This window comes from Cupriavidus sp. R6-3 (genome assembly GCF_059772245.1).
In genome coordinates this window covers 1-21,099 of sequence record NZ_JCBAJO010000010.1, presented here as the reverse complement: position 1 = coordinate 21,099, position 21,099 = coordinate 1, and the positions used below count along the sequence as shown (strand labels likewise).

The following is a 21,099-nucleotide window of genomic DNA, read 5'->3' as shown; positions in this document are numbered from 1 at the left end:
ATGGTTTATGCCGCAGGTCAGCTCACCGCCTCGGAGAACCGCAGCCCGATGATCCCCACCACCGTCAGCGTCAGGAACAGCAGCCGCTGCCATTGCATGCCCTCGCCGAAGCTGACGATGCCGATCGCGACCAGCCCCAGCGTGCCGATGCCGGTCCAGATCGCATAGGCGGTGCCCACCGGCAGATTGCGCAGCGCCTTGGCCAGCAGGTAGATGCTGGCCAGTCCAGCGGCAACGGCCACCACGCTCGGCAGCAGCCGTGTCCAGCCCTGGTTCAACTTCAGCGCGACGCCCATCACGATCTCCAGCGCGGCGGCGGCAAACAGAAAGGTCCACGCCATCGCTCACGCCTCCGCCCGATCCTGCGTCGCCGCCGCGGGCCGGCGCAACGCCGCGAGACCGCGTTGTACCGCCGGCCGCTCGGCGATGCGCTCGAGCCAGCGGGCCACATGCCGGTATTGCCCGATGTCGAGCCGCAGTTCGTCATGGCTGCGCAACCACGGAAACGCGGCGATGTCGGCAATGGTGTAACGGTCCAGCGCCAGATAGTTCGATTCCGCCAGCCGTCGGTCCACCACCCCATAGAGCCGATGCGCTTCCTTCGTGTAGCGCTCGATCGCTTCGCGATTTCCGCTCTGCGAGCCATGCAGGAACCACCACAGCTGTCCCAGCATCGGCCCGATGCCGCCGACCTGGAAATGCAGCCATTGCTGGACCTGCCACTGCTCGTGGCGCTGCGGCGGATGCAGGGGGCCGTACTGGCTCGACAGATAGCCGAGGATCGCCCCGGACTCGAACACGGTGATGCCTTCGCCGTGATCGACCAGCGCCGGGATCTTGCCGTTCGGGTTGATCGCGAGATAGTCGGGGTGGCGCTGTTCGCCCTTGTCCAGGGCGACATCCACCTGCCGGTAGGGCAATCCGGCTTCCTGCAGATAGATGCTGACCTTCTGGCCATTGGGGGTGTTGGCGGTGTAGAAGGTCAGGTCCGGCGTGGTCAGCCTTGATGGGATGACGGATGACATGGTGGTTCCTCCGATGATGTCCTGCGATATGGCTATGAGTTGCATCTGCAATCGTTGCAGATGCAACTGTAGTCGATGGAGGCGGCTTCGGCAAGCACGGCCATCGGTGGAGCGATCGAAGAGGGCGGCCGGCGGATTGCCGGCGGCACCGGCGTGCTGGCACGGCAGCGGTCGACGCGCGCGTGCCGTCGCCGGGCCGGCGACAGTCACGGCGTGGTGCGCGAGCGTGATGGTGGGAGGGCGGGTTGGTCCCGGTGGTGGGTCGTCAGCCAGTTCCCACCTGGGCCAGGGACCGGCGCAGCGGCGTCAGGAAGGGCGCGATGCGGCCGCGGCAGCGCGCACGGCCTGCGCGGCCCGCTCGAGCGCGTCGGCGAAGCGCCGCTCGTCGGCGGGATCGAATTGGGACAGGAACAGATCGGCGATCGTGGCCTGGTAGATCTTCCACATCTTCTTGCGCAGCGCGCGGCCTTCGCGCGTGATCGTGAGGAAGGCGGCGCGGCCGTCGTCGGCCGAGCGAGTGCGCGTGACCAGGCCCTCGCTCTCCAGCCGGTCGACCAGACGGGTCAGGTTGTAGCGCTCGATGACAAGCGCGTCGGCCAGCTCGTGCATGCGGCGCTTGCCGCCCGGACCGCTCTCCAGGCCCCAGAGCACGTCGTACCACGCATAGGTGGGCAGCCCGGCGTCGGCAAGGCGCCGTTCCACCTCGCGGATGATCAGCCGGTGCGCCCGCACGAAGGAGAACCACAGGTCGGGCCCGTTTGTCGTCATGATGCTCTCCGGTATCGTTGCAGTTGCAATTATGCCGGCGATCGATGCCGCGGGCCAGAGCCGGGGCAGGGGACCGATCCTGTCCCGGCTCGCCGCCTACCAGCGGTGCTGATACATCGCCGTCAGCGTGATGCCCGCAGCCGGCAGCCGGCTGGTATTGCTGCTGTTGCGCAGCAGCTGGCTGTACAAGGGGTAGTAGTCGCGATTGAGCAGGTTCTCGATGCCGATCGTGATGGTGTCCTTGCGCGTCAGCTGGTAGCGGCTGATCAGGTCGAGCGTCGTATAGCTGCCGGTATCGCGCCGCCCGAAGCTGTTCTGGCCATTGAGCCGATAGTCGCGCCCGGCGTAATAGCTGACCTGCAGCCGGTTCGTCCATTGGCTGATCGGCCGGTATTGCAGATAGCCGGTCAGCTTCAGCGGCGGAATGCGGTAGCCCGTCATGTTCTGGAAGCTGCTGCCGCCTTGCGGCTGCTCGCGGCCGCGCATCCAGGTGAAGGTCCCGCCGACGCCCCATTTCTCGTCGTCGGTCAGGTAGTCGGCCGCGGCCTCGACGCCGAAAATGCGCTCCTTGGTGCGGGTCAGGATCAGCCCGTTGTTGAAGCTCTGCACGTCGCCGAGCTTCGAGGTGGTGTAGAACACCGCCACGTTGGCCAGCGTGTTGCTGCCCAGCGCGCCGCGCCAGCCCAGTTCGTAGTTGTTGGTCTTGACCGGCTCCAGGCTCGACGAGTTGATGTCGAAGCCCGGACGCGCGTTGCGGATCTGCAGACCGATGTCGGGCAGCTGGAAGCCCTGGCTGAAGGCGCCATAGAACTCCTGGCCCTTGACCGGCGCAAAGGCGGCGCCGATGTTGAACAGCCACGCGCCGTAGTCGACGGTGCCGCCCTTGACGCCGACCGGGTTGGCCACCTTCGACTGCGACAGCGGCACGAAGTCGTCGAAGCTGGCGCTGGCGCGCTCGTAGCGCACGCCGCCTTCCATCGACCAGCGCTCGTCGAACTTGTGCTGCAGCTGGCCGAACACGCCGCCGCTGCGCGTGGTCAGCGGCGGCATATAGGTCAGCTCGCCGGTGCGCTGGAACACCAGGCCGCCGCTCGCGTCGTAGCGCGCGGCGTTGAACACGTCGAGCGGCATGTCGCTGCGTTCCTGGTTGTAGTCCGCGCCCCACAGCAGCTTGGTCTGCTTGCTGGCGCCCAGCGGCGTGCCGACCGTCAGCCGGCCGCCGAATACGCTGCTGTTCTGGCTGATCTGGTCGACGTTGCCGCCGCGCGTGGCGACCGCGCGCGCGTCGAACGGGGGAAAGCGCGTGAAATAGTCGCGGTAGTAGAACTGCGTCGACACCGTGCTGCCGAAGAAGTCCTGGTGCTGGTAGTCCAGGTTCAGCACCGTGTTGCGCAGCTCGTTCTGGTTTTCGAGCTGCAGGCCGCGAATCGCGCGCGCCGCCGCCGAACCCGGAGGCAGGCGTCCGACCGAGGGATCCGACGCGTAGTCGGTGTTCTGCTTGGCGTGATAACGGCTCAGGCTCAGCTGCACGCGCTGCTGGCCGTCGATGCGCCAGCCGAGCTTGCCGCTGACGTTGTAGACGTTGGAATCGAACAGATCGCCCTGGCTCGGCTCCGGCGCGATGCGATGGCCGTGTGCGTCGTAGGGGCTGCCGATGCGCTGCGCGCCGATGTGGAAGGCGTAGTCGATCGGTCCCTGGCTGCCCGAGAAGTGCTGCTGCACGTTGGCGCTGAGGCCTTCCTTGCTGAGCCGTGTCAGCGGCGTGCCCAGCGTCACGGTGGTGTCGGCGCTGGGCGGGCCGCCCGCGGTGCGGGTCGTGATCGAGATGATGCCGCCGCTTGCGCCTGCGCCGTAGAGCGCGCTGCTGCCGCGCAGCACCTCGATCCGCTCGATGTTGCTCGGATCGATCGTGGCGAGATTGCGGGCGGAATCGCGGTTGGTATTGAGCGGAATGCCGTCGACCAGCACCAGCGCGCTGCGTCCGCGCAGCGTCTGGCCGAAGTCCGTCACGGTGCGGCTCGAATCGGCCATGCCGGGAATCAGCTTGCTGAGCATCGTCGCCAGATTGGTGGAGCCGGTTTTCAGCTCCTCGATCTGCTCGCGCTCGATCACGGTGACCTGCCGCGTCGGATTGACCAGATCGCTCTTGATGCGGTCGACCCGTACCTCGACGGTGCTCAACTCATGCGCGGGTGCGATGCCCGGGCTGTCGGACGGCGCCTGCTGCGCCAGCGTGGAAAGCGGGGCGCCGCCGGCGATGGCCGCGGCGATCAGGGCCGACGGCGTCAGCCGCGACGGTTGCAAACAGGCCAGTTTCTGTCTCATGGCGCGTGGGTCCGGGCTCTCTCGTAATCTACGGTTACAAAAAGCCGTCAATCATATTGATAACGATTCCTGTTTGCAACATATCTTGGAATCCAATTGGCACTCCACGACATAACTGGCCGGTCAGCCTTGCGCGGCGATGCGGCCCAGCGCTTCGCGGAACGCCTGTGCGGCCGGTCCGAGCGGCTGGTCGACGCGATGGGCCAGGTACGCTTCGTAGAGGACGCGGGCGTCGCGGCCCAGCGAGGTGGTGGCCACGCGCACCAGCCGCCCTTCGCGCAGATCGCGTTCGACCAGCCATCGCGGCAGCCGGCCCCAGCCAAGGCCGGACAGGATCAGCGCGTATTTGGTGTCCTGCGTGTTGACGCGGCAGGTCTGCGGCGACAGCACGCCGAAGTCGCGGCCGGCGGACAGCGGCGTGGGATCGGACTGCACGATCTGCAGGTGATCGGCCAGATCGGCGAGGCCAAGCGGCGGGCCGCGCCGCCGCGCCGCCAGCGGGTGATGCGCGGACACGACCGCCACCACCTCCGTCGAGGACAGCGCCTGCAGCGCGACGCGCGGATCGCGGAATCCCTCGCCGACCATCACCGCCAGCGTGGCGCGCTGCTCCAGCAGGGCGGCCAGCGGCCCGCCGAGCGGTTCGACCGCGAGCCGGATCGCCACCGAGGGATAGCGGCTGCGCATCGCTTCCAGGGCGGCACTGATCTGCGCCAGCGGGAACAGCGTATCGACGACCACCGACAGTTCCAGCTCCAGTTGCTGGCCGAGGCCGCGGGCACGCGCCCGCATCGCATCGACGCGCAGCAGGATGTCGCGCGCGTTGACCAGCAGCGCCTGGCCCTCCGCGGTCAATACCGGCCGCCGCCGGCTGCGGTCGAACAGCGCGACGCCGAGCTGCGCCTCCAGATTGGCGATCGCGTGGCTGACGGCCGATTGCACACGGCCGAGCTTTGCCGCTCCAGCGCGGAAACTGCCGGCCTCCGCGACGGTGGCGAAGGTGCGCAACTGGTCGAGGGTCAGGGCGTCGAGCATGGTGCGGAGCGGGTGGAGTCGGTGGCTCGGCTGGGCTTGATTGATCTATCTGATCGATCGTTTGGATCGAACTTATATCACTTCCGTCGATGTGCCGCCGATGCAATGCTGTGCGACATCGCGAGGTTCCGGTGTTGGAGAACGAGATGACGGATTATGCGAACGATCGGGCGAGCGATCGTGCGGCCGGAGGGCGGGCATGGGCCGCCGGCGAAGGGCGGGGCAAGGCGGTGCCGGTAGCCGCCGCGCCGTCCGGCAAGACGGGGCAGATAACGCCAGCGCCGTCAGGCAAGACGGCGCAGATAGCGCCAGCGCCGTCAGGCAAGACGGCGCAGATAGCGCCAGCGCCGTCAGGCAAGGCAGCGCCGATGGCCGCCGCACCTTCCGGCGAGGCAGCGCCGATGGCCGCCGCGCCGTCCAGCCAGGCTGCGATGTGGCTGACCGTGGCGGTGGTGGTCGGCGCCGGGGTCGTGGCGGCGTTGCAGGTCGGCAAGGCCGCGATCGCGATGCCGATGCTGCAGGCTGACCTTGGCGCGACCCTGGCGCAGGCCGGCTGGCTGATGGCGATCGTCGCGGTGCTCGGCTCGCTGGGCGGGATTCCGGCCGGCGCGCTGGTGCCCGCCTTCGGCGACCGGCGGGTCTTGCTGGGCGGTCTGCTCGCGGTGGTGGTGGGCGCCTGCGCCGGCGCGCTGGCGCCGACGCTGCCGGCCCTGATGGCGTCGCGTTTCGTCGAAGGGCTGGGCTTCCTGCTGATCGCGGTGGCCGGGCCCGCGGTGCTGCAACGCGTGGTGCCGCTGCAGCGCCGCGATTTCGCCTTTGCGCTGTGGAGCTGCTTCATGCCGGCCGGCATGGCGCTGGCGATGCTCGCCGGTCCGCTGTTCGGCAACTGGCGCGGACTCTGGTGGGGGAGCGCGGCGCTGGCCGTCGTCGCGATGGCGGCGGCGCGGCTCGCGATACCCGCCTGCGCGCGGTGGCAGGCATTGACGCAGCGATCATCGCCATCGCAATCGCAATGGTCACCGCAATCGCAATGGCAGTCACAGTCGCCATTGCAATCGCAATCGCAATCGCAGTCCCGGTCGCAGTCGCCGTCGCCGTCACAGTCGCAGTCGCAGTCGCAGTCGCAGTTGCAGTCGCAGTCGCAGTCGCAGTCGCAGTCGCAGTCGCAGTCGCAGTCGCAGTCGCAGTTGCCAACGCCAACGCCAACGCCAACGCCAACGCCAACGCCAACGCCAACGCCAACGCCAACGCCAACGCCATCGCCATCGCCATCGCCATCGCCGTCGCCATCGCCGTCGCCATCGCCGTCGCCGTCGCCGTCGCGCGGCGTTGCCGGCATGCGCGCCGATATGGCCGCGGTGCTGCGCGCCGCGCAGCCGCTGCGGCTGGCCGCCTGCTTCGCGCTCTACAGCCTGATGTTCTTCGCGTTGTTCAGCTTCCTGCCGGTGCTGCTGATCGAGCGGATCGGCGCCTCGCACCGCATGGTGGGGCTGCTGACCGCGCTCGCGATCGGCGCCAACATGATCGGCAATCTGGCGGCCGGCTATCTGCTGGCGCGCGGCGTGTCGCGGCCCGTGCTGGTGGGCGGCACCTGCGCGACGATGGGCCTGGCGGCGCTCGGCATCTTCCTGCCGGTGTTCGGCGACGTGCCGACCTTCCTGCTATGCCTGCTGTTCTCGGCGGTGGGCGGCCTGATTCCCGCCACCTTGCTGTCGAGCGCGCCCGTGGCGGCACCAACCGCCGCGCTGGTCCCGGTGGTGGTCGGCCTGCTGATGCAGGGCAGCAATCTGGGGCAGGTGGTCGGGCCCGTTACCGTGGGCGCGGCCATCGAGACCTGGGGCTGGCACGCCGCCGCAGCCGTGGTGGCGCTATCGGCGTTGGCCGCCATGCTGCTGGCGCGCGGCATCCGATTCCCACGCGATGCGGCGGGGTGATCCGCTCCGCCGAGGCGCGAAAAGCCCGGGTCAGAGCGTCTTTTCGGTCAGTGTGCCTGTGTTGCGCGCCAGTCTGTTCGCTTTGCGCTCGATGGTGGCGCAGCGCTCCAGAAGGGTTTCGAACGGCTCGCCTTCGTCTAGCAGGAGGCCGTCGTCGACCATGCGTTGATAGTCGGCCGCCAATGCCGTGAGCGCCTTGTCGCCGGGCACCAACTGCAATCCTCCGGACACTGCCAAGCCATAGTCGATCGGGGCGCCATCAGGGGATTTCTCGGCGAAGAAGACGCCTTTGTGCTGTGCGACGGCGTGTGCAAGACCGCGATCGGCAATGGCGGCATCGGCGAGCCCGGCATCGTCGAGACGCACCAGATCATGCCAATGCCTGGCGAACCGTGCGGTGCCACGGAATTCGCCTTGAGCACAGAAGACGTGGATCGCCGTGGCCTTTTCCCAGAATGTGCGCTCGGCACGCATCACGCGCGCGGTGGTGCCGGGAAATGCGATCTCGGGAAGGTGCGTGGCCGCATCGCATTGGATCGGGCGTGAGTGACAAGGCTCGCCGGTACATCGTGCACCGAACTCAAGCATGACGATAGGGGAAACGTAGCCTGTTCCCCCGGACAACGGCTCATAGGCGATGAAGACCTTGTCGCCTTCCGCGCGGGCGATCGCAGGCAGCCGCTGCCGGGCCAATTCATGCTGGATCGACGGAAGGACCTGTGCCGCGACCCAGGCCGACAGGCGCGCACGGATCGCCTTGCTCCATCGCTTCTCCTGACTCCGGTTTGGCGGCAGCGGTTCGCCGGCATCTCCGATCAGGCCGCCGGCAATCGCCCGGATGTCATAGGTCAGGTCGATGTCTTCGGAGAAACGCCGTATCGCGCCATACGCCTTCGACAGCGAGGTGCCGCCCTTGAAGACCAGATGATCGGAATAGGAGCTCGCAAAGAGATGCCGCAGCGACCAAACCACCCACAGATCTTTTTCAAGCAGGTGCGGTGGCCTGCCGGAGCGCGTCGCGACCACTTCGAGAGCGTCCCGTTGCTCCGCCCGGGACAGGCTGAAGAATTCCGTCACGTTGGATCAATGCTGCAGCAGGGTACTGACTTCCTTGGCCATCCACGTCGGCAGCTGGCCGCGCGACGACGCGACTTCGGCGAGGTCCGATGCCGACAGTAGCGGCCGCAGCTTCCGGATCGCTTCATTGGCGTGCTGCGGTCCGAGCCAGGTCAAGGCACGCAGGATCTTGCCAGCCGGACGTCCTGCAAGGACCAGTTGCCATCGGGGCGCGTGCCGGAACTCGATGGTCTGGGCCCCCAGCTTGAGCGTGCGGCTGCGGCCTGAAGTCAAATACACCGCCCGCACGGGGACCTGCGTGGTCAGCCCCAATTCGTTTGCCGCTGCGGCGCCATGCGGTACCACGGTTTCCCCGCGCTGCTGAGCCAAGCCCTCCACCACGGCGGAAGCTGCCGGGGCGCGCGTACCGAATCGGGTGGATACCGGCACCGCATAGATCCCGCGTTCGACGCGCAGCAGGGCACTCCGGCGCGTCAGGCGGCAAAGCGCTTGGTCGATCGCTGCCCGATTGCCAAGGTGCAGCAAGCCCTTGGCGACCAGCGGCGTGCCTTCCGGCAAGCCGGTTGCGTATTCGAGGATGCGTTGGGCAAGGGGCTGCATGGTCGTGTCCTTCATCGGTGTCATAAATATATATCAGTTTCTGACAACCGGCAAACAGAATGACGAGGCAGCCGGCCGCGCCGGCCGCCAAGACACTAGGCAGGGATTAAGTTTGACGGCCCGCCGACCGCTTCTTCGGCTCCGGCGAGAAGCCATCCCACACCCGCATCGCGCAATCCACCACGCGATGCAGCCGCTGGCGTGACGCGCCGGTGCGGGCCTGGATCGACAGGCCCTGCAGCACCGTTTCGAAATACGCGGCAAGGGCGCCGACGTCGGTGTCGGCCGGCAGTTCGCCGGCCTCGACGCCTTGCTTCAGGCGCTGGCGTACCGACTCGCCGACCGTGCGCAGCTTGCTCGACAGCATGGTCTTCATCTCGCTGTCGTCGTCCGGGCAGGCGGCGGCCACCGATACCACCAGGCAGCCGCGCGGGGTCGTCGGGTCGCAATAGGCCTCGACGTTGTCGCGCAGCATCGCCTCGACCGCCGCGCGCGCGGTGGGGCGCGCCAGGGCCGGGGTGGTGAAGTTCATGGTGCGCTGGTACAGCGCCGTGGCCTCGCGGAACAGCTGCGCCTTGTCGCCGAAGGCGGCATAGAGGCTGGGGCGGTTGATCCCCATCGCGGCCGTCAGCTCGCTCAGCGACGCCTGTTCGTAGCCGCGCTCCCAGAACACGCGCATGGCGGCCTGCAGGGCGGTGTCGCGGTCGAAGGCGCGGGGTCTTCCTCGTTGGCTCATGGATGGAACGGTGAATTCTGTACTGACCGGATAGTAAATCCCTTGACCGTCGGCGACAACGTGCCAATAATTCGCTTTAAATTTGTACCGACAAGTACAGATTTTAGGTGGAACGCACGATGCCGGTCCGGCAGCCCGTCGGGCGACGGACCGGCGAACCGAAAGATCACGTTGAACACCACGTTCAAGGAGCAAGACATGGCATCCCTGCAAGGAAAAACGGCACTGGTCACCGGCGGCAGCCGGGGCATCGGCGCGGCGATCGCGCGACGCCTGGCGGCCGACGGCGCCGACGTTGCGCTGACCTACGCCAGCTCGGAGCAGCAGGCCGAACAGGTCGCCGCCCAGGTGCGTGCGCACGGACGGCAGGCGCTGGCAATCCGCGCCGACAACACCGATCCGAAGGCCGTGGCCGACGCGGTGGCGCGCGCGGCCGCCCAGTTCGGCAAGATCGATATCCTGGTGAACAACGCCGGCATCTTCCGCGCGGGCTCGCCGGCCGAACTGACCCTCGACGACTTCGACGCCACGATGGCCGTGAACGTGCGCGCCGCCTTCGTCGCGATCAAGGCGGCGGCGGAGGTGATGCCCGATGGCGGTCGCATCATCTCGATCGGCAGCAGCCTGGCGGTGCGCGTGCCGGGGCAGGCGATGTCGATCTACAGCGCCAGCAAGGCGGCGCTGGTCGGCATGACGCAGGGCCTCGCGCGCGATCTCGGTCCGCGCGGCATCACGGTCAATGTGGTGCACCCCGGTTCGACGGCCACCGACATGAACCCGCCCGATGGCCCGCATGCGGACTGGCAGCGCTCGCTGATGGCGGGGCAGCAGCGTTATGCCTCGCCCGATGAGGTCGCCGCGGTCGTGGCGCTGCTGGCCTCGCCGGAGGCGCAGGCCGTGACCGGCGCGGCCTGGACGATCGATAACGGCGCCAACGCCTGATCGATCGAACGACCGGACCGATCGAACGACAGATCGATCGATTGACCGACTCGATCGAGCGAGCGCGATCGAGCGGTCGGGGGAAGGTCGGGCGCGGCAACGTCGCGTCCACGCTTCCCGCTTGACATCCGAATTTCCGCGGCGGTATAAAGGCGCCGTGGGTAGAAGCGGTCGATTGAACAAGCAGCGGCGCAATGCCGCGATCGTTCAACTGGAGATTGCTCACTGACGGAGTACTGTCGGTGGCGCATTCTTCCAACGCTCCCCTCGACAGTGCTCCCGAACGCAACGCGCGCCCGGCCCGTCGGCAACGACCGGCCCGGTCCCGCATGCCTTCAACCTGCAGCATTGCGAGGAGACTCCCGCATGATCATCGACACCAGTTGCTATCCGACCAATCTGGTCGATCTGGCATGGCGGCACGATGGCGAGCCCTTCACCGGCGAGCGCCTGATCCAGATGATGGATGGCCCATTCCTGATCAACGGCAAGCCGCGCCGCATCGATCGCGCCTTCATCCAGCCGCCGCAAGGCAACACCATCTACACCTGGACCGACGGCACCAGGTCGGGCAGCGAATCGATCGACGCCTATATGGCCTACACGGTCGAGATGGTGCGCAAATATCCCGACCGCTTCATCGGCTGCTTCGTCTACAACCCGCGCTGCGGCGTCGAGAACGGCGTCAATGCGATCGACCATTACGTGCGCAAGCTCGGCTTCAAGATGGTCCAGTTCCAGGCCAATATGCACGCCTATCGGCCCGACCGCGCGCTCGACTGGCTGCGTCCTGCGCTGCAGAAATGCGCGGAACTGGGCGTGCTGGTCAAGCTGCATACCGGCGACGGTCCCTACAGCATCCCGACCGAATGGGTGCCGATGATCAAGGAATTCCCGACGGTCAATTTCATCATGGCCCACTTCGGCGTGCAGACCGGCGGCGTCTATTGCTTCGAGCCGTTCCAGATGGCGATGGACATGCCCAACGTCTATTGCGAATCGGGCTGGTGCCTGCAGTCGCGCATCGTCGAATTCGCCAAGGTGTTGCCCAGGCACAAGATCCTGTTCGGCTCCGATACGCCGCCGAACGAGCCGGGCATGTGGCTGCGCCTGCTGGAGGTGCTGTGTTTCGAGCCGCCGCAGGGGCTCAATCTGGACGAGGACACGCTCGAGGACTACCTCGGCAACAACGTCGCGCGGATGATCGGCCTCGAACCGACGCCGGTGCCGCGCACGGTCGAAGAGGCCCGCGCCAGGCTCGCCGCCTGATGACGACCTGATGGCGCTCGGATGGCGCGACGATGGCGCACCGATGGCGGCCCGCATGCCGCTCTCATCGCCGCTCCCATCGCCGCCCGATCCCCGCCCACGACCGCTTCCAGACCACGCAGCCCCGCACGGAGCCACTGCAATGATCATCGACACCCATCTGCATCCCACCAACCTCGTCGACGAGGCCTGGCGCCATACCGGCGAACCGTTTACCGGCGAGCGCCTGCTCAAGATGATGGACGGCCCCTACATCATCAACGGCAAGCCGCGCCGCATCGATATGGGCTTTATCCAGCCGCCGCCCGGCAATACCGGCTATCGCGACGGCAATCGCCGCGGCCGCGAAGGCGTGCGCGACTACATGGCCTATGTGGCCGAGCTGTGCCAGAAATATCCGGACCGCTTCATCGGCAATTTCACCTTCAATCCGCGCTGGGGCCCGGAAGAGGGCGCGCTCGAGCTCGAATACCACGTCAAGGAATACGGCTTCAAGATGATGAAGCTGCATGCCAACATGCACGGCTATCGTCCCGACCGCGCGCTCGATTGGCTGCGGCCCGCCTTGAAGATGTGTGCGAAGTACAACGTCGTGGTGCTGATCCATACCGGCGACGGGCCGTACACGATTCCGACGATGTTCTATCCGATCATCCGCGAATTCCCGATGGTCAACTTCATCATCGGCCATTTCGGCATCCAGACCGGCGGCAATTATTCGTTCGAGGCGTTCTGGATGGCGATGGACACGCCCAATGTCTATTGCGAATCGGGCTGGTGCTTCCAGTCGCGCATCGTCGAATTCGCCCGCCAATTGCCGCGCAACAAGATCGTGTTCGGCACCGACACGCCGCCGAACGAGCCCGGCATGTGGCTGCGCGAGCTGGAGATGCTGTGCGGCCCCGCGCCGCAGGGCATGGACCTGGACGAGGACGGGCTCGAGGACTACATGGGCAACAACATCGCCCGCCTGATCGGCCTGGAGACCACGCCGCCGCCGCGCACGATGGAGGAGGCGCAGGCCCGCCTGACCGACACCTACGCCGGTCTTCGCTGAACGGGCCGCTGATCGGGCCGACAACGCGTCCGGGCCGGGCAGCGCCAGCGTGCGCCGCCCGGCCGGCGTGACAAGGAGAGATCGATGACATCGCGGCTCAATTCGGGGCTCAATTCGGCGCTCAATTCGGGGCCCGGTTCCGGGCTCCATCCCGGGCCCACTCCCGGGCGCTATTCGTCCTCGCAGGACTTTCGCGACTTTCTGGCGGCCTATCGGGCCGCGCATCCCGACGATGTGCTGGTGATCGGCGAGGAGGTGGGTGCGGACCAGGATGCGACCGCCGTGGTCTGGCAGCTGGCCGCGCAGGGACGCCATCCGATGCTGGTGTTCGAGCGCGTGCGCGGACTCGACGCGCCGCTGGTGACCAATGTGTTCGCCTCGCGCGAGCGCGTCGGCCGGCTGCTCGGCGTCGGTGCCGACGGCATCCATGCGGAATACCAGGCGCGCAGCCGCCGCCTGGTGCCGCCGCGCGAGGTCGACCGCGGACCGGTGCTGGAGGTCGTGCAGACCGACGGCATCGACCTGCGCACGATCCCGGCGATCCGGCATTTCGCCACCGACCGCGGTCCCTATATCACCAACGCGATCCTGATCGCGCAGGACCCCGAGACCGGCATCGGTAACGCCAGCTATCACCGCTCGATGGTGCATTCGGCCACCGGCATCGCCACCAGCCTGCATTCGCGCGGCCATCTGTGGCGCATGCAGCAGCAGGCCGCCGCGCGCGGCCAGCCCTTGCCGGTCGCGATGGTGATCGGCGCGCATCCGCTGTTCATGCTGGCTGGCGCGGCGCGCCTGCCGTACGGCGTGGACGAGCGCCACGTTGCCGGCGGCCTGTTCGGCGCGCCGCTGGAGGTCGTGCGCACGCCGCGCCATGGCATCGCGGTACCCGCCAGCGCCGAGATCGTGCTGGAGGGCGTGATCGATCCGGAGGCGCGCGTCGACGAGGGACCGTTCGGCGAGTTCACCGGCTATTCGTCGGACCGCTCGACCAACAACCTGCTGCTCGTCGAGACGATCCTGCGCCGGCGCGACGCGATGCTGATCGACGTGGTCGGCGGCAATTCGGCCGAGCACCTCAACCTCGGGCGGATTCCGCGCGAGTCCGAGATGGTCGAGAAGCTGAAGGAGCGTTTTCCCAGCGTCACCGCGGTGCACTACCCGAGCTCGGGCACGCATTTCCATGCCTATGTCGCGCTCAAGCCGATGCGCGCCGGCGAGGCGCGCCAGGTCATGCTGGGGCTGCTGGGCTGGGATCCGTACCTGAAGACGGTGATCGCGGTCGACGAGGATGTCGACATCACGCGCGACGAGGAGGTGCTGTGGGCGGTCGCCACGCATCTGCAGCCGCATCGGGACGTGGTGGTCGTCGACGGCCTGCCGGGCAGCGCGCTCGATCCCTCGGCCTCCGGCGCCGGCACCACCTCGCGCATGGGGCTCGATGCGACGCGCGGCCCGCAGTTCGACGGCATCCGCGCGCGCATCGGCGACGATGCGATGGCACGCGCGGCGCGGCTGCTCGGCAAAGCGATGGGGCGCCCATGAGCCGGCGTCTCGTGGTCGCCATCACCGGCGCAAGCGGCGCGATCTACGGCGTGCGCCTGCTGCAGTGGCTGGCGCAGCAGCCGGACTGGCGCACCGATCTGGTGGTGACGCCGTCGGGATGGCTGACGATCCAGCACGAGCTCGGTCTGCGCCGCGCCGAGGTCGAGGCGCTGGCCGACGTCGCGCACAACGTGCGCGATATCGGCGCCACCATCGCCAGCGGCTCGTACCGCTGCGCCGGCATGGTAGTGGCGCCGTGTTCGATGCGCACGCTCGCGGCGATCGCGCATGGCCTCGCGGACAACCTCGTCACGCGCGCCGCCGACGTGATGCTGAAGGAAAGGCGCCGGCTGGTGCTGCTGCCGCGCGAAACGCCGCTGCATCTGGGCCATCTGCGCAATCTGACCGCGGTGACCGAGATGGGCGCGATCGTGCTGCCGCCGGTGCCGGCGTTCTACCACCGGCCCAGCACCATCGACGATCTGGTCAACCATACCGTCGGGCGCACGCTCGACCTGTTCGATATCGACCATGCCGGCCTGGTCGCGCGTTGGCAGGGGATGCGTCCCGCGCCCGCCGACGCGATGCCAGCGGCAATGGCGCAGGAGGAGACACGATGAATGCCCTTACGTCCCTTGATTCCCTGACGTCCCTGACGTCCCTTGCATCGGAAGGGGTCCGCCCGGCCACCGCCGAGCAAGCCGCCGCACATCCTGCCGAGCGCGCGGCCGTGCCGGTACCGGTGACGATCCTGACCGGTTTTCTCGGCGCGGGAAAGACCACGCTGCTGAACCATATCCTGACCGAGCGGCACGGCCACCGCATTGCGGTGATCGAGAACGAGTTCGGCGAGGTCGATGTCGATTCGGATCTGGTGCTCAGCTCGGACGAGGAGATCTACCAGATGACCAACGGCTGCATCTGCTGCGTGGTCGATGTGCGGACCGATCTGGTCCGCATCCTGCAGAAGCTGCTGGCGCAGCCCGAACGCTTCGACCACATCATCGTCGAGACCAGCGGCCTGGCCGACCCCACGCCGGTCGCGGCGACCTTTTTCATGGACCACGAAGTCGCGCGCGAGGTCGCGCTCGACGGGGTGGTGACGCTGGTGGACGCGCTGCATATCGAAAGCCATCTGGACGATCCGCGGCTGCGCGGCTTGGACAACCAGGCGGTCGACCAGATCGTCGCCGCGGACCGCATCGTCATCAACAAGACCGACCTGGCCGATCCGGCGGCGGTCGACGCGCTGGAGGCGCGCCTGCGCCGGCTCAACGAGGGCGCGCGGATCCTGCGTTCGAACTATGCGCGCGTCGATCTGCGGCAGATCCTGGGGATTGGCGGGTTTACGCCGGGGATGGCGGTGCTCGACGACAGCGAGGACGAGTACGGGCATGACCACGACCACGACCACGCCCCCCACGGTGCCGACCATGGCCACGTCTGCGACGAGCATTGCGGCCATGACCATGGCAACGGCTACGATCATGACCAGGATCATGGCCACGCTCATGACCACGCGCACCGGCACGACCCCTCGGTGTCCTCGGTCTCGCTGGTATTCGACCGGCCGTTCGACGGAGACCGTCTCGCCAGCGCGATCCGCGCCTTGCTGGCGGCGCAAGGGGACGACCTGTTTCGTATCAAGGGCATCGTCGCCGTCGCCGGCAGCGAGCGGCGCCATGTCCTGCAGGCCGTGCACCGGCAGCTCGACCTGCATGCGGGCGAGCCGTGGCTGGACGCGCCCCGCGACAGCAAGCTGGTCTTTATCGGCCGCAACCTGGATCGCGGTCGGCTGCAGACGATGCTGGGGATCTGCCTGGCACGTTGAGGCGAGGGCGTAGCGGCGCATCGGCGCCGTGGCGGCGGGCGTAGGGCGTAGGGCGTAGGGCGTAGGGCGCCCTGGATCACCGTCATTTCGCTCCCCGCATAAGCGCCGCTATCCGCGCCGCTACCCGTCGCCCCGCCATTCTCCGCGCCGCTATTTCTCGGCGCCGCTATCCTTCGCGACGCTGCGCCCGGCGCAAGGTATCCGACGGCAACTCGCCAAATTCGCGCCGATATTCACGCGAGAACATGCTCAGATGCGCGAAGCCGTGCCGCAGCGCGATCGCGGTCACCGCGCCGGGCTGCTGCGGCGCCCGCAGCAGGCTGTCGCGCGCGCCCTGCAGGCGCAGCAGCCGCAGATATTCCATCGGCGTCGCGTTCTTGCTGCGCCGAAAGCCCACCTGCAGCGAGCGCTCGGACACGCCGCAATGGTCGGCGAGTTCGCGCATCGTGATCGGGCGATCGAGATTGCGGCGCAGATACTGGATCGCGCGCCGGACATAGGCAGGCAGCGTCGGCTGGAAGCGCCGCGGCAGCGTGGCGCCGTCGCCGGAGAACTGGTCGAACAGCAGCGTCGACACCACCATATGCTCGATGCTGGCGTCGATGGTTGGATTGGCGGCGCCGGCCCGGCGCGTGCGCATCTCCGCGCGCAGATATCCCACCAACGCCTGCCAGCGCTCGGCCAGGCCATTCCCTCCATTGCCATTCAGGCCATCATCGCTGGCCAGTCGCGGCGCGAACGCGATCGGCGCCGGCGGCTCGAAGCCGAAATGCTCGCGGAACGCATGTTCGATCGCGCGCCGGCGTAGCACCACGCAGAAGCGTTCGCAATCCTCATTGAGCAGCAGCCGCGTGCGCAGCGTCGGCGAGGCGACCAGCGTACTGCCGTGCGGATAATGCTGCGACTGGCCGTCGGTGAGCGCCTCGCAATGGCCCGCCAGCGTGGTCTGAATCACGTACTCATCCTTGCCGGGCTGCGGCTCGATCTCCATCGCCGTGCTGTAGCGGATATCGACCAGCGACAGCTGTCCGATATGGCATTGCTCGGCCTCGACATGCAGCGGCGCGCGCGCGTCGAGCGGCCGCACCCGCGTGGGTCCGAACAGCCGCGCGCACAGCGCTTCCACATGCGGCAGTTCGCTGGCATGGAATCGATGGACGGCGCCAAGGCCGGGCGCGGAAACGTCGGAAGGCGGCTGCATGGAAGGGCGGAGCAGAGGATGCGATGACAGGCACCCGCAACGGCGGTGCGCGCTATCGTAAGGGCCGCCCTTGCCGACGGCAAAGCCGGGACAAACCCGCAGCGCTCGGCGGCATCGCGGTCGTCTTCGGGCAGCCATCGCATGTCCATCGCACCACCATCGCACCACCACCGCATCACCGTCGCTCCACCCGCACCAGCACCGCCCGCACCAGCACCACCCGCACCAGCATCGCACGCACCAGCACCGCACGCACCAGCACCGCACGCACCAGCACCGCGTGCCTCACATCGCTGCGCTTTGCGCCTATCGCCTTCGCAATTGCGCTATGACCGCCCACGCGCGGCCGCTACTGTGGCTGCAGGCGCCGCTTCGAGCGCCTTCAGCCACCACCAAGGAGACGACGATGGCTTCGCCCCAACACCCGGTCGACGCGGTGCTGCCGCCGCGCGCCATGCTCACGCTGGGCTTCCAGCACATGCTGGTCAGTTATCTGGGCGCGATCACGGTGCCGATGATCGTTGCCGCCGCATTGAAGATGACGCCGGCGCAGACCACGCTGCTGATCAGCACCGCGCTGTTCACCTCGGGCATCGCCACGCTGCTGCAGACCGTGGGCTTCTGGAAGTTCGGCGTGCGGCTGCCGATCATGCAGGGCGTCGCGTTCAGTTCGGTTGGACCGGTGATCGCGATCGGCACCGATCCTTCGCTGGGTTTCCAGGGCGTCTGCGGCGCGATCATCGGCGCGGGCGTCATCACGCTGCTGCTGGCCCCGGTGATCGGGCGGCTGCGGCAGTTCTTCCCGCCGGTGGTGACGGGGTGCATCGTCACCGCGATCGGGCTGTCGCTGTTTCCCGTCGCCTATCAATGGCTGGGCGGCGGGCGCGGTGCGCCGCAGTTCGGCGCGCCGGTGTTCTTCGCGGTGGCGATTGGCGTGGTCGCGCTGATCCTGGCCATCAACCGTTACGGCAGCGAGTTCCTGCGCAATCTGTCGGTGCTGATCGGCCTGCTGGCCGGCGCGGCGGTGGCCACGGCGCTCGGCATGGGCGACTTCGCCGAGGTGCGGCGCGCGCCGTGGTTCACGATGGTGCAGCCGTTCGCCTTCGGCCTGCCGGTGTTCGATATCGGCGCGATCGTCACGATGACCATCGTGATGCTTGTGCAGATGGTCGAGTCGATGGGGCTGTTCATCGCGATCGGCGATCTGGTCAAGCGCCCGGTCAGCGAACGCGAGGCGACCAACGGCCTGCGCGCCAACGGCCTGGCCAGCGCGATCGGCGGCATGTTCGCGGCCTTTCCGTATATCGCTTTCATGGAGAACGTGGGGCTGGTGATCGTGACCGGCGTGCGCAGCCGCTGGGTCGTCGCCACCTGCGGCGTGCTGCTGTGCGCGGTCGCGCTGGTGCCGAAGATCGGCGCGCTGTTCGCGTCGATTCCGGCCGCCGCATTGGGCGGCGCCGCGCTGGTGATGTTCGGCGTGGTCGGCGCGGCGGGCATCAAGACGCTGGGTCAGGTCGACTACGAGAACAACCGCTCGAACCTGACCATCGTCGCCATCACGCTGGCCTGCGCGCTGATGCCGGTGATCATGCCGTCGGTGCTGGAGAAGCTGCCCGAAGCGCTGCAGCCGTTCGTGCACAGCAGCGTGATCATCGCCTGCGTGGTGTCCGTCTTCCTGAACCTGCTGCTCAACGGCCTGCCCGGCCGTGACGCACCGCTGGCCCATGCCGGCGAACATGCCCCGGAGATCTGATCTTGACTGAAGTCCAATCCATCAACGAAAACCCGTGCGAGAACCTGCTCGACAACCTGCTGATCTGCGGCGCCGCTGCGGTGATGACCGGCCACGCGGGCCCGGCGGCGCGCGCCGGCGCGGCCGATATCCGCATCCGCGACGGCCGCATCGCCGAGATCGCAGCCGGACTTGCGCCGCTGCCGGGCGAACGCGTGCTCGATGCCACGGGCTGCGTGGTCTATCCGGGCTGGATCAATACGCACCACCATCTGTTCCAGAACCTGCTCAAGGCCGTGCCCGCCGGCATCAATGCCGATCTGCAGGCCTGGCTGGCGGCGGTGCCGTATCCGCGCCTGGCGGCCTTCACGCCCGAGGTGCTGCGTGCCGCGGTGCGGCTCGGCATGGCCGAGCTGCTGCTGTCGGGCACCACCACCTGCGCCGATCATCATTACCTCTATCACCACGGCCATGGCGCCGAGACCGGCGACCTGCTGTTCGACGTGGCCGAGGAAATGGGGCTGCGGCTGGTGCTGTGCCGCGGCGGCGCGATCCAGTCGGCCGCCGATCATCCCGGCATGTCGAAGACCGCGCTGGTGCCGGAGACGCTCGACGAGATGGTTGCCGATATCGAACGGCTGAAGGCGCGCTATCACGACCCGGCCGGCGATGCGATGCGGCGCGTCGCGGTGGCGCCGACCACGCCGACGTTCTCGCTGCCGCCCGCGATGCTGCGCGAGCTGGCCGAGTTCGGCCGCGGGCTCGGCCTGCGCCTGCACACGCATCTGTCGGAGACCGACAACTACGTGCGCTTCTGCCGCGAGAAATATCGCTGCACGCCGGTGGAATTCGTCGGCGAGCATGGCTGGCTCGGCCCCGACGTCTGGTTCGCGCATCTGGTCACGCTCTCGCCCGACGAGATCCGCATGCTGGCCGCGACCGGTACCGGCATGGCGCACTGTCCGGTCAGCAACGCGCGGCTGGGCAGCGGCGTGGCACCGGTGCGCGCGCTCGCCGACGCCGGCGTGCGGATCTCGCTCGGGGTGGACGGCGTCGCCTCCAATGAATCGGGCAGCATGGTCAACGAGGCGAACTTTGCCTGGCTGGTGCACCGCGCGGTCGGCGGCGCCGCGCAGACCACGGTGGAGGAGGTGATTCACTGGGGCACCGCCGGCGGCGCCGCGGTGCTGGACCTGCCGCGGATCGGCACGCTGGCGCCGGGGCAGTCGGCCGACCTGGCGATCTACGACCTCAAAGGCCTGCGCTTTCACGGCTTTCACGATCTCGCCGCCGCGCCGGTGGCGGCGGGCGAGCCGACGCCGGTGCGCCACGTGTTCGTGCGCGGACGCCAGGTCGTGCAGGATGGCGCGATCGTGGGACTGGATCTGGAGCAACTGCGCCGCGAGGCGTACGACGCGATGCAGGTGCTGCAGCGGATCGCGGCTTGAATGTCGGGCGTGCGTGCGGCCCGAGCAGGGACCGGGCGGGGCGCCAGTAGCGCGCCAGTAGGGCGCGCGCAGAGCCCGAGTGGGGCTCGAGTAGGGCTCGAGTAGGGCTCGAGTAGGGCGTGAGTGGGGCGTGAGTGGGGCGAGAGCAGGGCGCGAAGTACGTCCCAAGTACGGCCTCGGTACGGGTCTGGAGGCGCGCCGTCGCCGGCGCGCCTCAAACGGGCTTAGCGACCGCTGGAGCCGCCGGTCCCTCCCGAACCGCCGGAGCCGCCACTGGTCCCGCCCGAGCCACCGGCGCCGCCGGAACCCATGCCCCCGGTACCGAGGCCGCCGGTTCCCGTTCCGGTGCTGCCCGAGCCAGAGGTGCCCGTGCTGCCCGAACTGCCGGGGCTTCCGGGGCTGCCCGAACCGGTGCCGGTTGAACCGCTGCCCGACCCGCTGGTGCCGCCGCTACCAGAGGTCCCACCCGTGCCGCTGCCGGAAGTGCCACCGCTGCCGCTGCCCGAGCGCCCGCGCGGAGCGCTGGCGCCGCTCTTGCTGCCCGAGCCGCCGGACTGATAGCCGGAGGTGCCAC

General features: G+C 68.1%; 19 protein-coding genes. 10 read left to right on the top strand and 9 right to left on the bottom strand.

Annotated elements, in window-relative coordinates; translation table 11 throughout:
- Positions 1-17 precede the first annotated feature (17 nt).
- The 5 genes from AC6EI8_RS03735 to AC6EI8_RS03715 all read right to left on the bottom strand — a co-directional run bounded on the left by AC6EI8_RS03735 (position 18) and on the right by AC6EI8_RS03715 (position 5,153).
- On the bottom strand, positions 18-341 hold the full coding sequence (locus AC6EI8_RS03735) for a DMT family transporter (RefSeq protein ID WP_053821695.1): 324 nt from the start codon (positions 339-341) through the stop codon (positions 18-20).
- 3 nt (positions 342-344) lie between these two features.
- Positions 345-1,025, bottom strand: coding sequence for a glutathione S-transferase family protein (locus tag AC6EI8_RS03730; RefSeq protein ID WP_498381305.1), 681 nt, complete (start codon positions 1,023-1,025; stop codon positions 345-347).
- 306 nt (positions 1,026-1,331) lie between these two features.
- Positions 1,332-1,793 (bottom strand): MarR family winged helix-turn-helix transcriptional regulator, encoded by a 462-nt coding sequence (locus AC6EI8_RS03725; protein ID WP_498381304.1) that lies wholly within the window; start codon positions 1,791-1,793, stop codon positions 1,332-1,334.
- Between the two features lie 96 nt (positions 1,794-1,889).
- Complete coding sequence (locus tag AC6EI8_RS03720; protein WP_498381303.1) at positions 1,890-4,118, bottom strand: TonB-dependent receptor; 2,229 nt, start codon at positions 4,116-4,118, stop codon at positions 1,890-1,892.
- A 123-nt stretch (positions 4,119-4,241) separates the two neighbouring features.
- Positions 4,242-5,153, bottom strand: a complete 912-nt coding sequence (locus tag AC6EI8_RS03715) for a LysR family transcriptional regulator (RefSeq protein ID WP_149318982.1) — start codon at positions 5,151-5,153, stop codon at positions 4,242-4,244.
- A 368-nt stretch (positions 5,154-5,521) separates the two neighbouring features.
- Between AC6EI8_RS03715 and AC6EI8_RS03710 the strand changes: the two genes are divergently transcribed.
- The gene (locus tag AC6EI8_RS03710) at positions 5,522-7,087 is read left to right on the top strand and encodes an MFS transporter (protein WP_498381302.1); all 1,566 of its coding nucleotides are present in this window, start codon (positions 5,522-5,524) and stop codon (positions 7,085-7,087) included.
- A 30-nt stretch (positions 7,088-7,117) separates the two neighbouring features.
- Here the strand turns inward: AC6EI8_RS03710 and AC6EI8_RS03705 are convergent, their stop codons facing one another.
- From AC6EI8_RS03705 to AC6EI8_RS03695, 3 genes are all read right to left on the bottom strand, one after another.
- Entirely contained in the window at positions 7,118-8,164 is a 1,047-nt protein-coding gene (locus AC6EI8_RS03705; protein WP_498381301.1) for a nucleotidyl transferase AbiEii/AbiGii toxin family protein, read from the bottom strand.
- A gap of 6 nt (positions 8,165-8,170) precedes the next feature.
- Positions 8,171-8,764: a DUF6088 family protein gene (locus AC6EI8_RS03700; protein WP_498381314.1), complete on the bottom strand. Its 594-nt coding sequence runs from the start codon at positions 8,762-8,764 to the stop codon at positions 8,171-8,173.
- Positions 8,765-8,870: 106 nt separating this feature from the next.
- Positions 8,871-9,500 (bottom strand): TetR/AcrR family transcriptional regulator, encoded by a 630-nt coding sequence (locus AC6EI8_RS03695; RefSeq protein WP_498381300.1) that lies wholly within the window; start codon positions 9,498-9,500, stop codon positions 8,871-8,873.
- A 198-nt stretch (positions 9,501-9,698) separates the two neighbouring features.
- Here AC6EI8_RS03695 and AC6EI8_RS03690 point away from each other — a divergent pair, with 198 nt between their 5' ends.
- The 6 genes from AC6EI8_RS03690 to AC6EI8_RS03665 all read left to right on the top strand — a co-directional run bounded on the left by AC6EI8_RS03690 (position 9,699) and on the right by AC6EI8_RS03665 (position 16,144).
- Positions 9,699-10,442, top strand: a complete 744-nt coding sequence (locus tag AC6EI8_RS03690) for an SDR family NAD(P)-dependent oxidoreductase (RefSeq protein ID WP_498381299.1) — start codon at positions 9,699-9,701, stop codon at positions 10,440-10,442.
- 366 nt (positions 10,443-10,808) lie between these two features.
- The gene (locus tag AC6EI8_RS03685; RefSeq protein WP_006578676.1) at positions 10,809-11,711 is read left to right on the top strand and encodes an amidohydrolase family protein; all 903 of its coding nucleotides are present in this window, start codon (positions 10,809-10,811) and stop codon (positions 11,709-11,711) included.
- A 142-nt stretch (positions 11,712-11,853) separates the two neighbouring features.
- The gene (locus AC6EI8_RS03680) at positions 11,854-12,768 is read left to right on the top strand and encodes an amidohydrolase family protein (RefSeq protein ID WP_006578677.1); all 915 of its coding nucleotides are present in this window, start codon (positions 11,854-11,856) and stop codon (positions 12,766-12,768) included.
- 84 nt (positions 12,769-12,852) lie between these two features.
- Positions 12,853-14,313 (top strand): UbiD family decarboxylase, encoded by a 1,461-nt coding sequence (locus tag AC6EI8_RS03675; RefSeq protein ID WP_498381298.1) that lies wholly within the window; start codon positions 12,853-12,855, stop codon positions 14,311-14,313.
- Positions 14,310-14,933 (top strand): UbiX family flavin prenyltransferase, encoded by a 624-nt coding sequence (locus AC6EI8_RS03670; RefSeq protein WP_265632490.1) that lies wholly within the window; start codon positions 14,310-14,312, stop codon positions 14,931-14,933. Before AC6EI8_RS03675 ends, AC6EI8_RS03670 begins: the two co-directional genes overlap by 4 nt.
- Positions 14,934-15,043: 110 nt before the next feature.
- Entirely contained in the window at positions 15,044-16,144 is a 1,101-nt protein-coding gene (locus AC6EI8_RS03665; RefSeq protein WP_498381313.1) for a CobW family GTP-binding protein, read from the top strand.
- 166 nt (positions 16,145-16,310) lie between these two features.
- Here AC6EI8_RS03665 and AC6EI8_RS03660 read toward each other — a convergent pair whose 3' ends face one another.
- Positions 16,311-17,345: an AraC family transcriptional regulator gene (locus AC6EI8_RS03660; RefSeq protein WP_498381297.1), complete on the bottom strand. Its 1,035-nt coding sequence runs from the start codon at positions 17,343-17,345 to the stop codon at positions 16,311-16,313.
- 406 nt (positions 17,346-17,751) lie between these two features.
- On the opposite strand from AC6EI8_RS03660, the gene AC6EI8_RS03655 reads away from it, so the two are divergent.
- The 3 genes from AC6EI8_RS03655 to AC6EI8_RS03645 all read left to right on the top strand — a co-directional run bounded on the left by AC6EI8_RS03655 (position 17,752) and on the right by AC6EI8_RS03645 (position 21,083).
- On the top strand, positions 17,752-19,098 hold the full coding sequence (locus AC6EI8_RS03655) for a nucleobase:cation symporter-2 family protein (protein ID WP_149318975.1): 1,347 nt from the start codon (positions 17,752-17,754) through the stop codon (positions 19,096-19,098).
- 2 nt (positions 19,099-19,100) lie between these two features.
- Positions 19,101-20,525, top strand: coding sequence for an amidohydrolase family protein (locus tag AC6EI8_RS03650; protein ID WP_498381296.1), 1,425 nt, complete (start codon positions 19,101-19,103; stop codon positions 20,523-20,525).
- 309 nt (positions 20,526-20,834) lie between these two features.
- A complete protein-coding gene (locus AC6EI8_RS03645) occupies positions 20,835-21,083 on the top strand; it encodes a hypothetical protein (RefSeq protein WP_498381295.1) in 249 nt (82 codons plus the stop codon).
- Positions 21,084-21,099 lie beyond the last annotated feature (16 nt).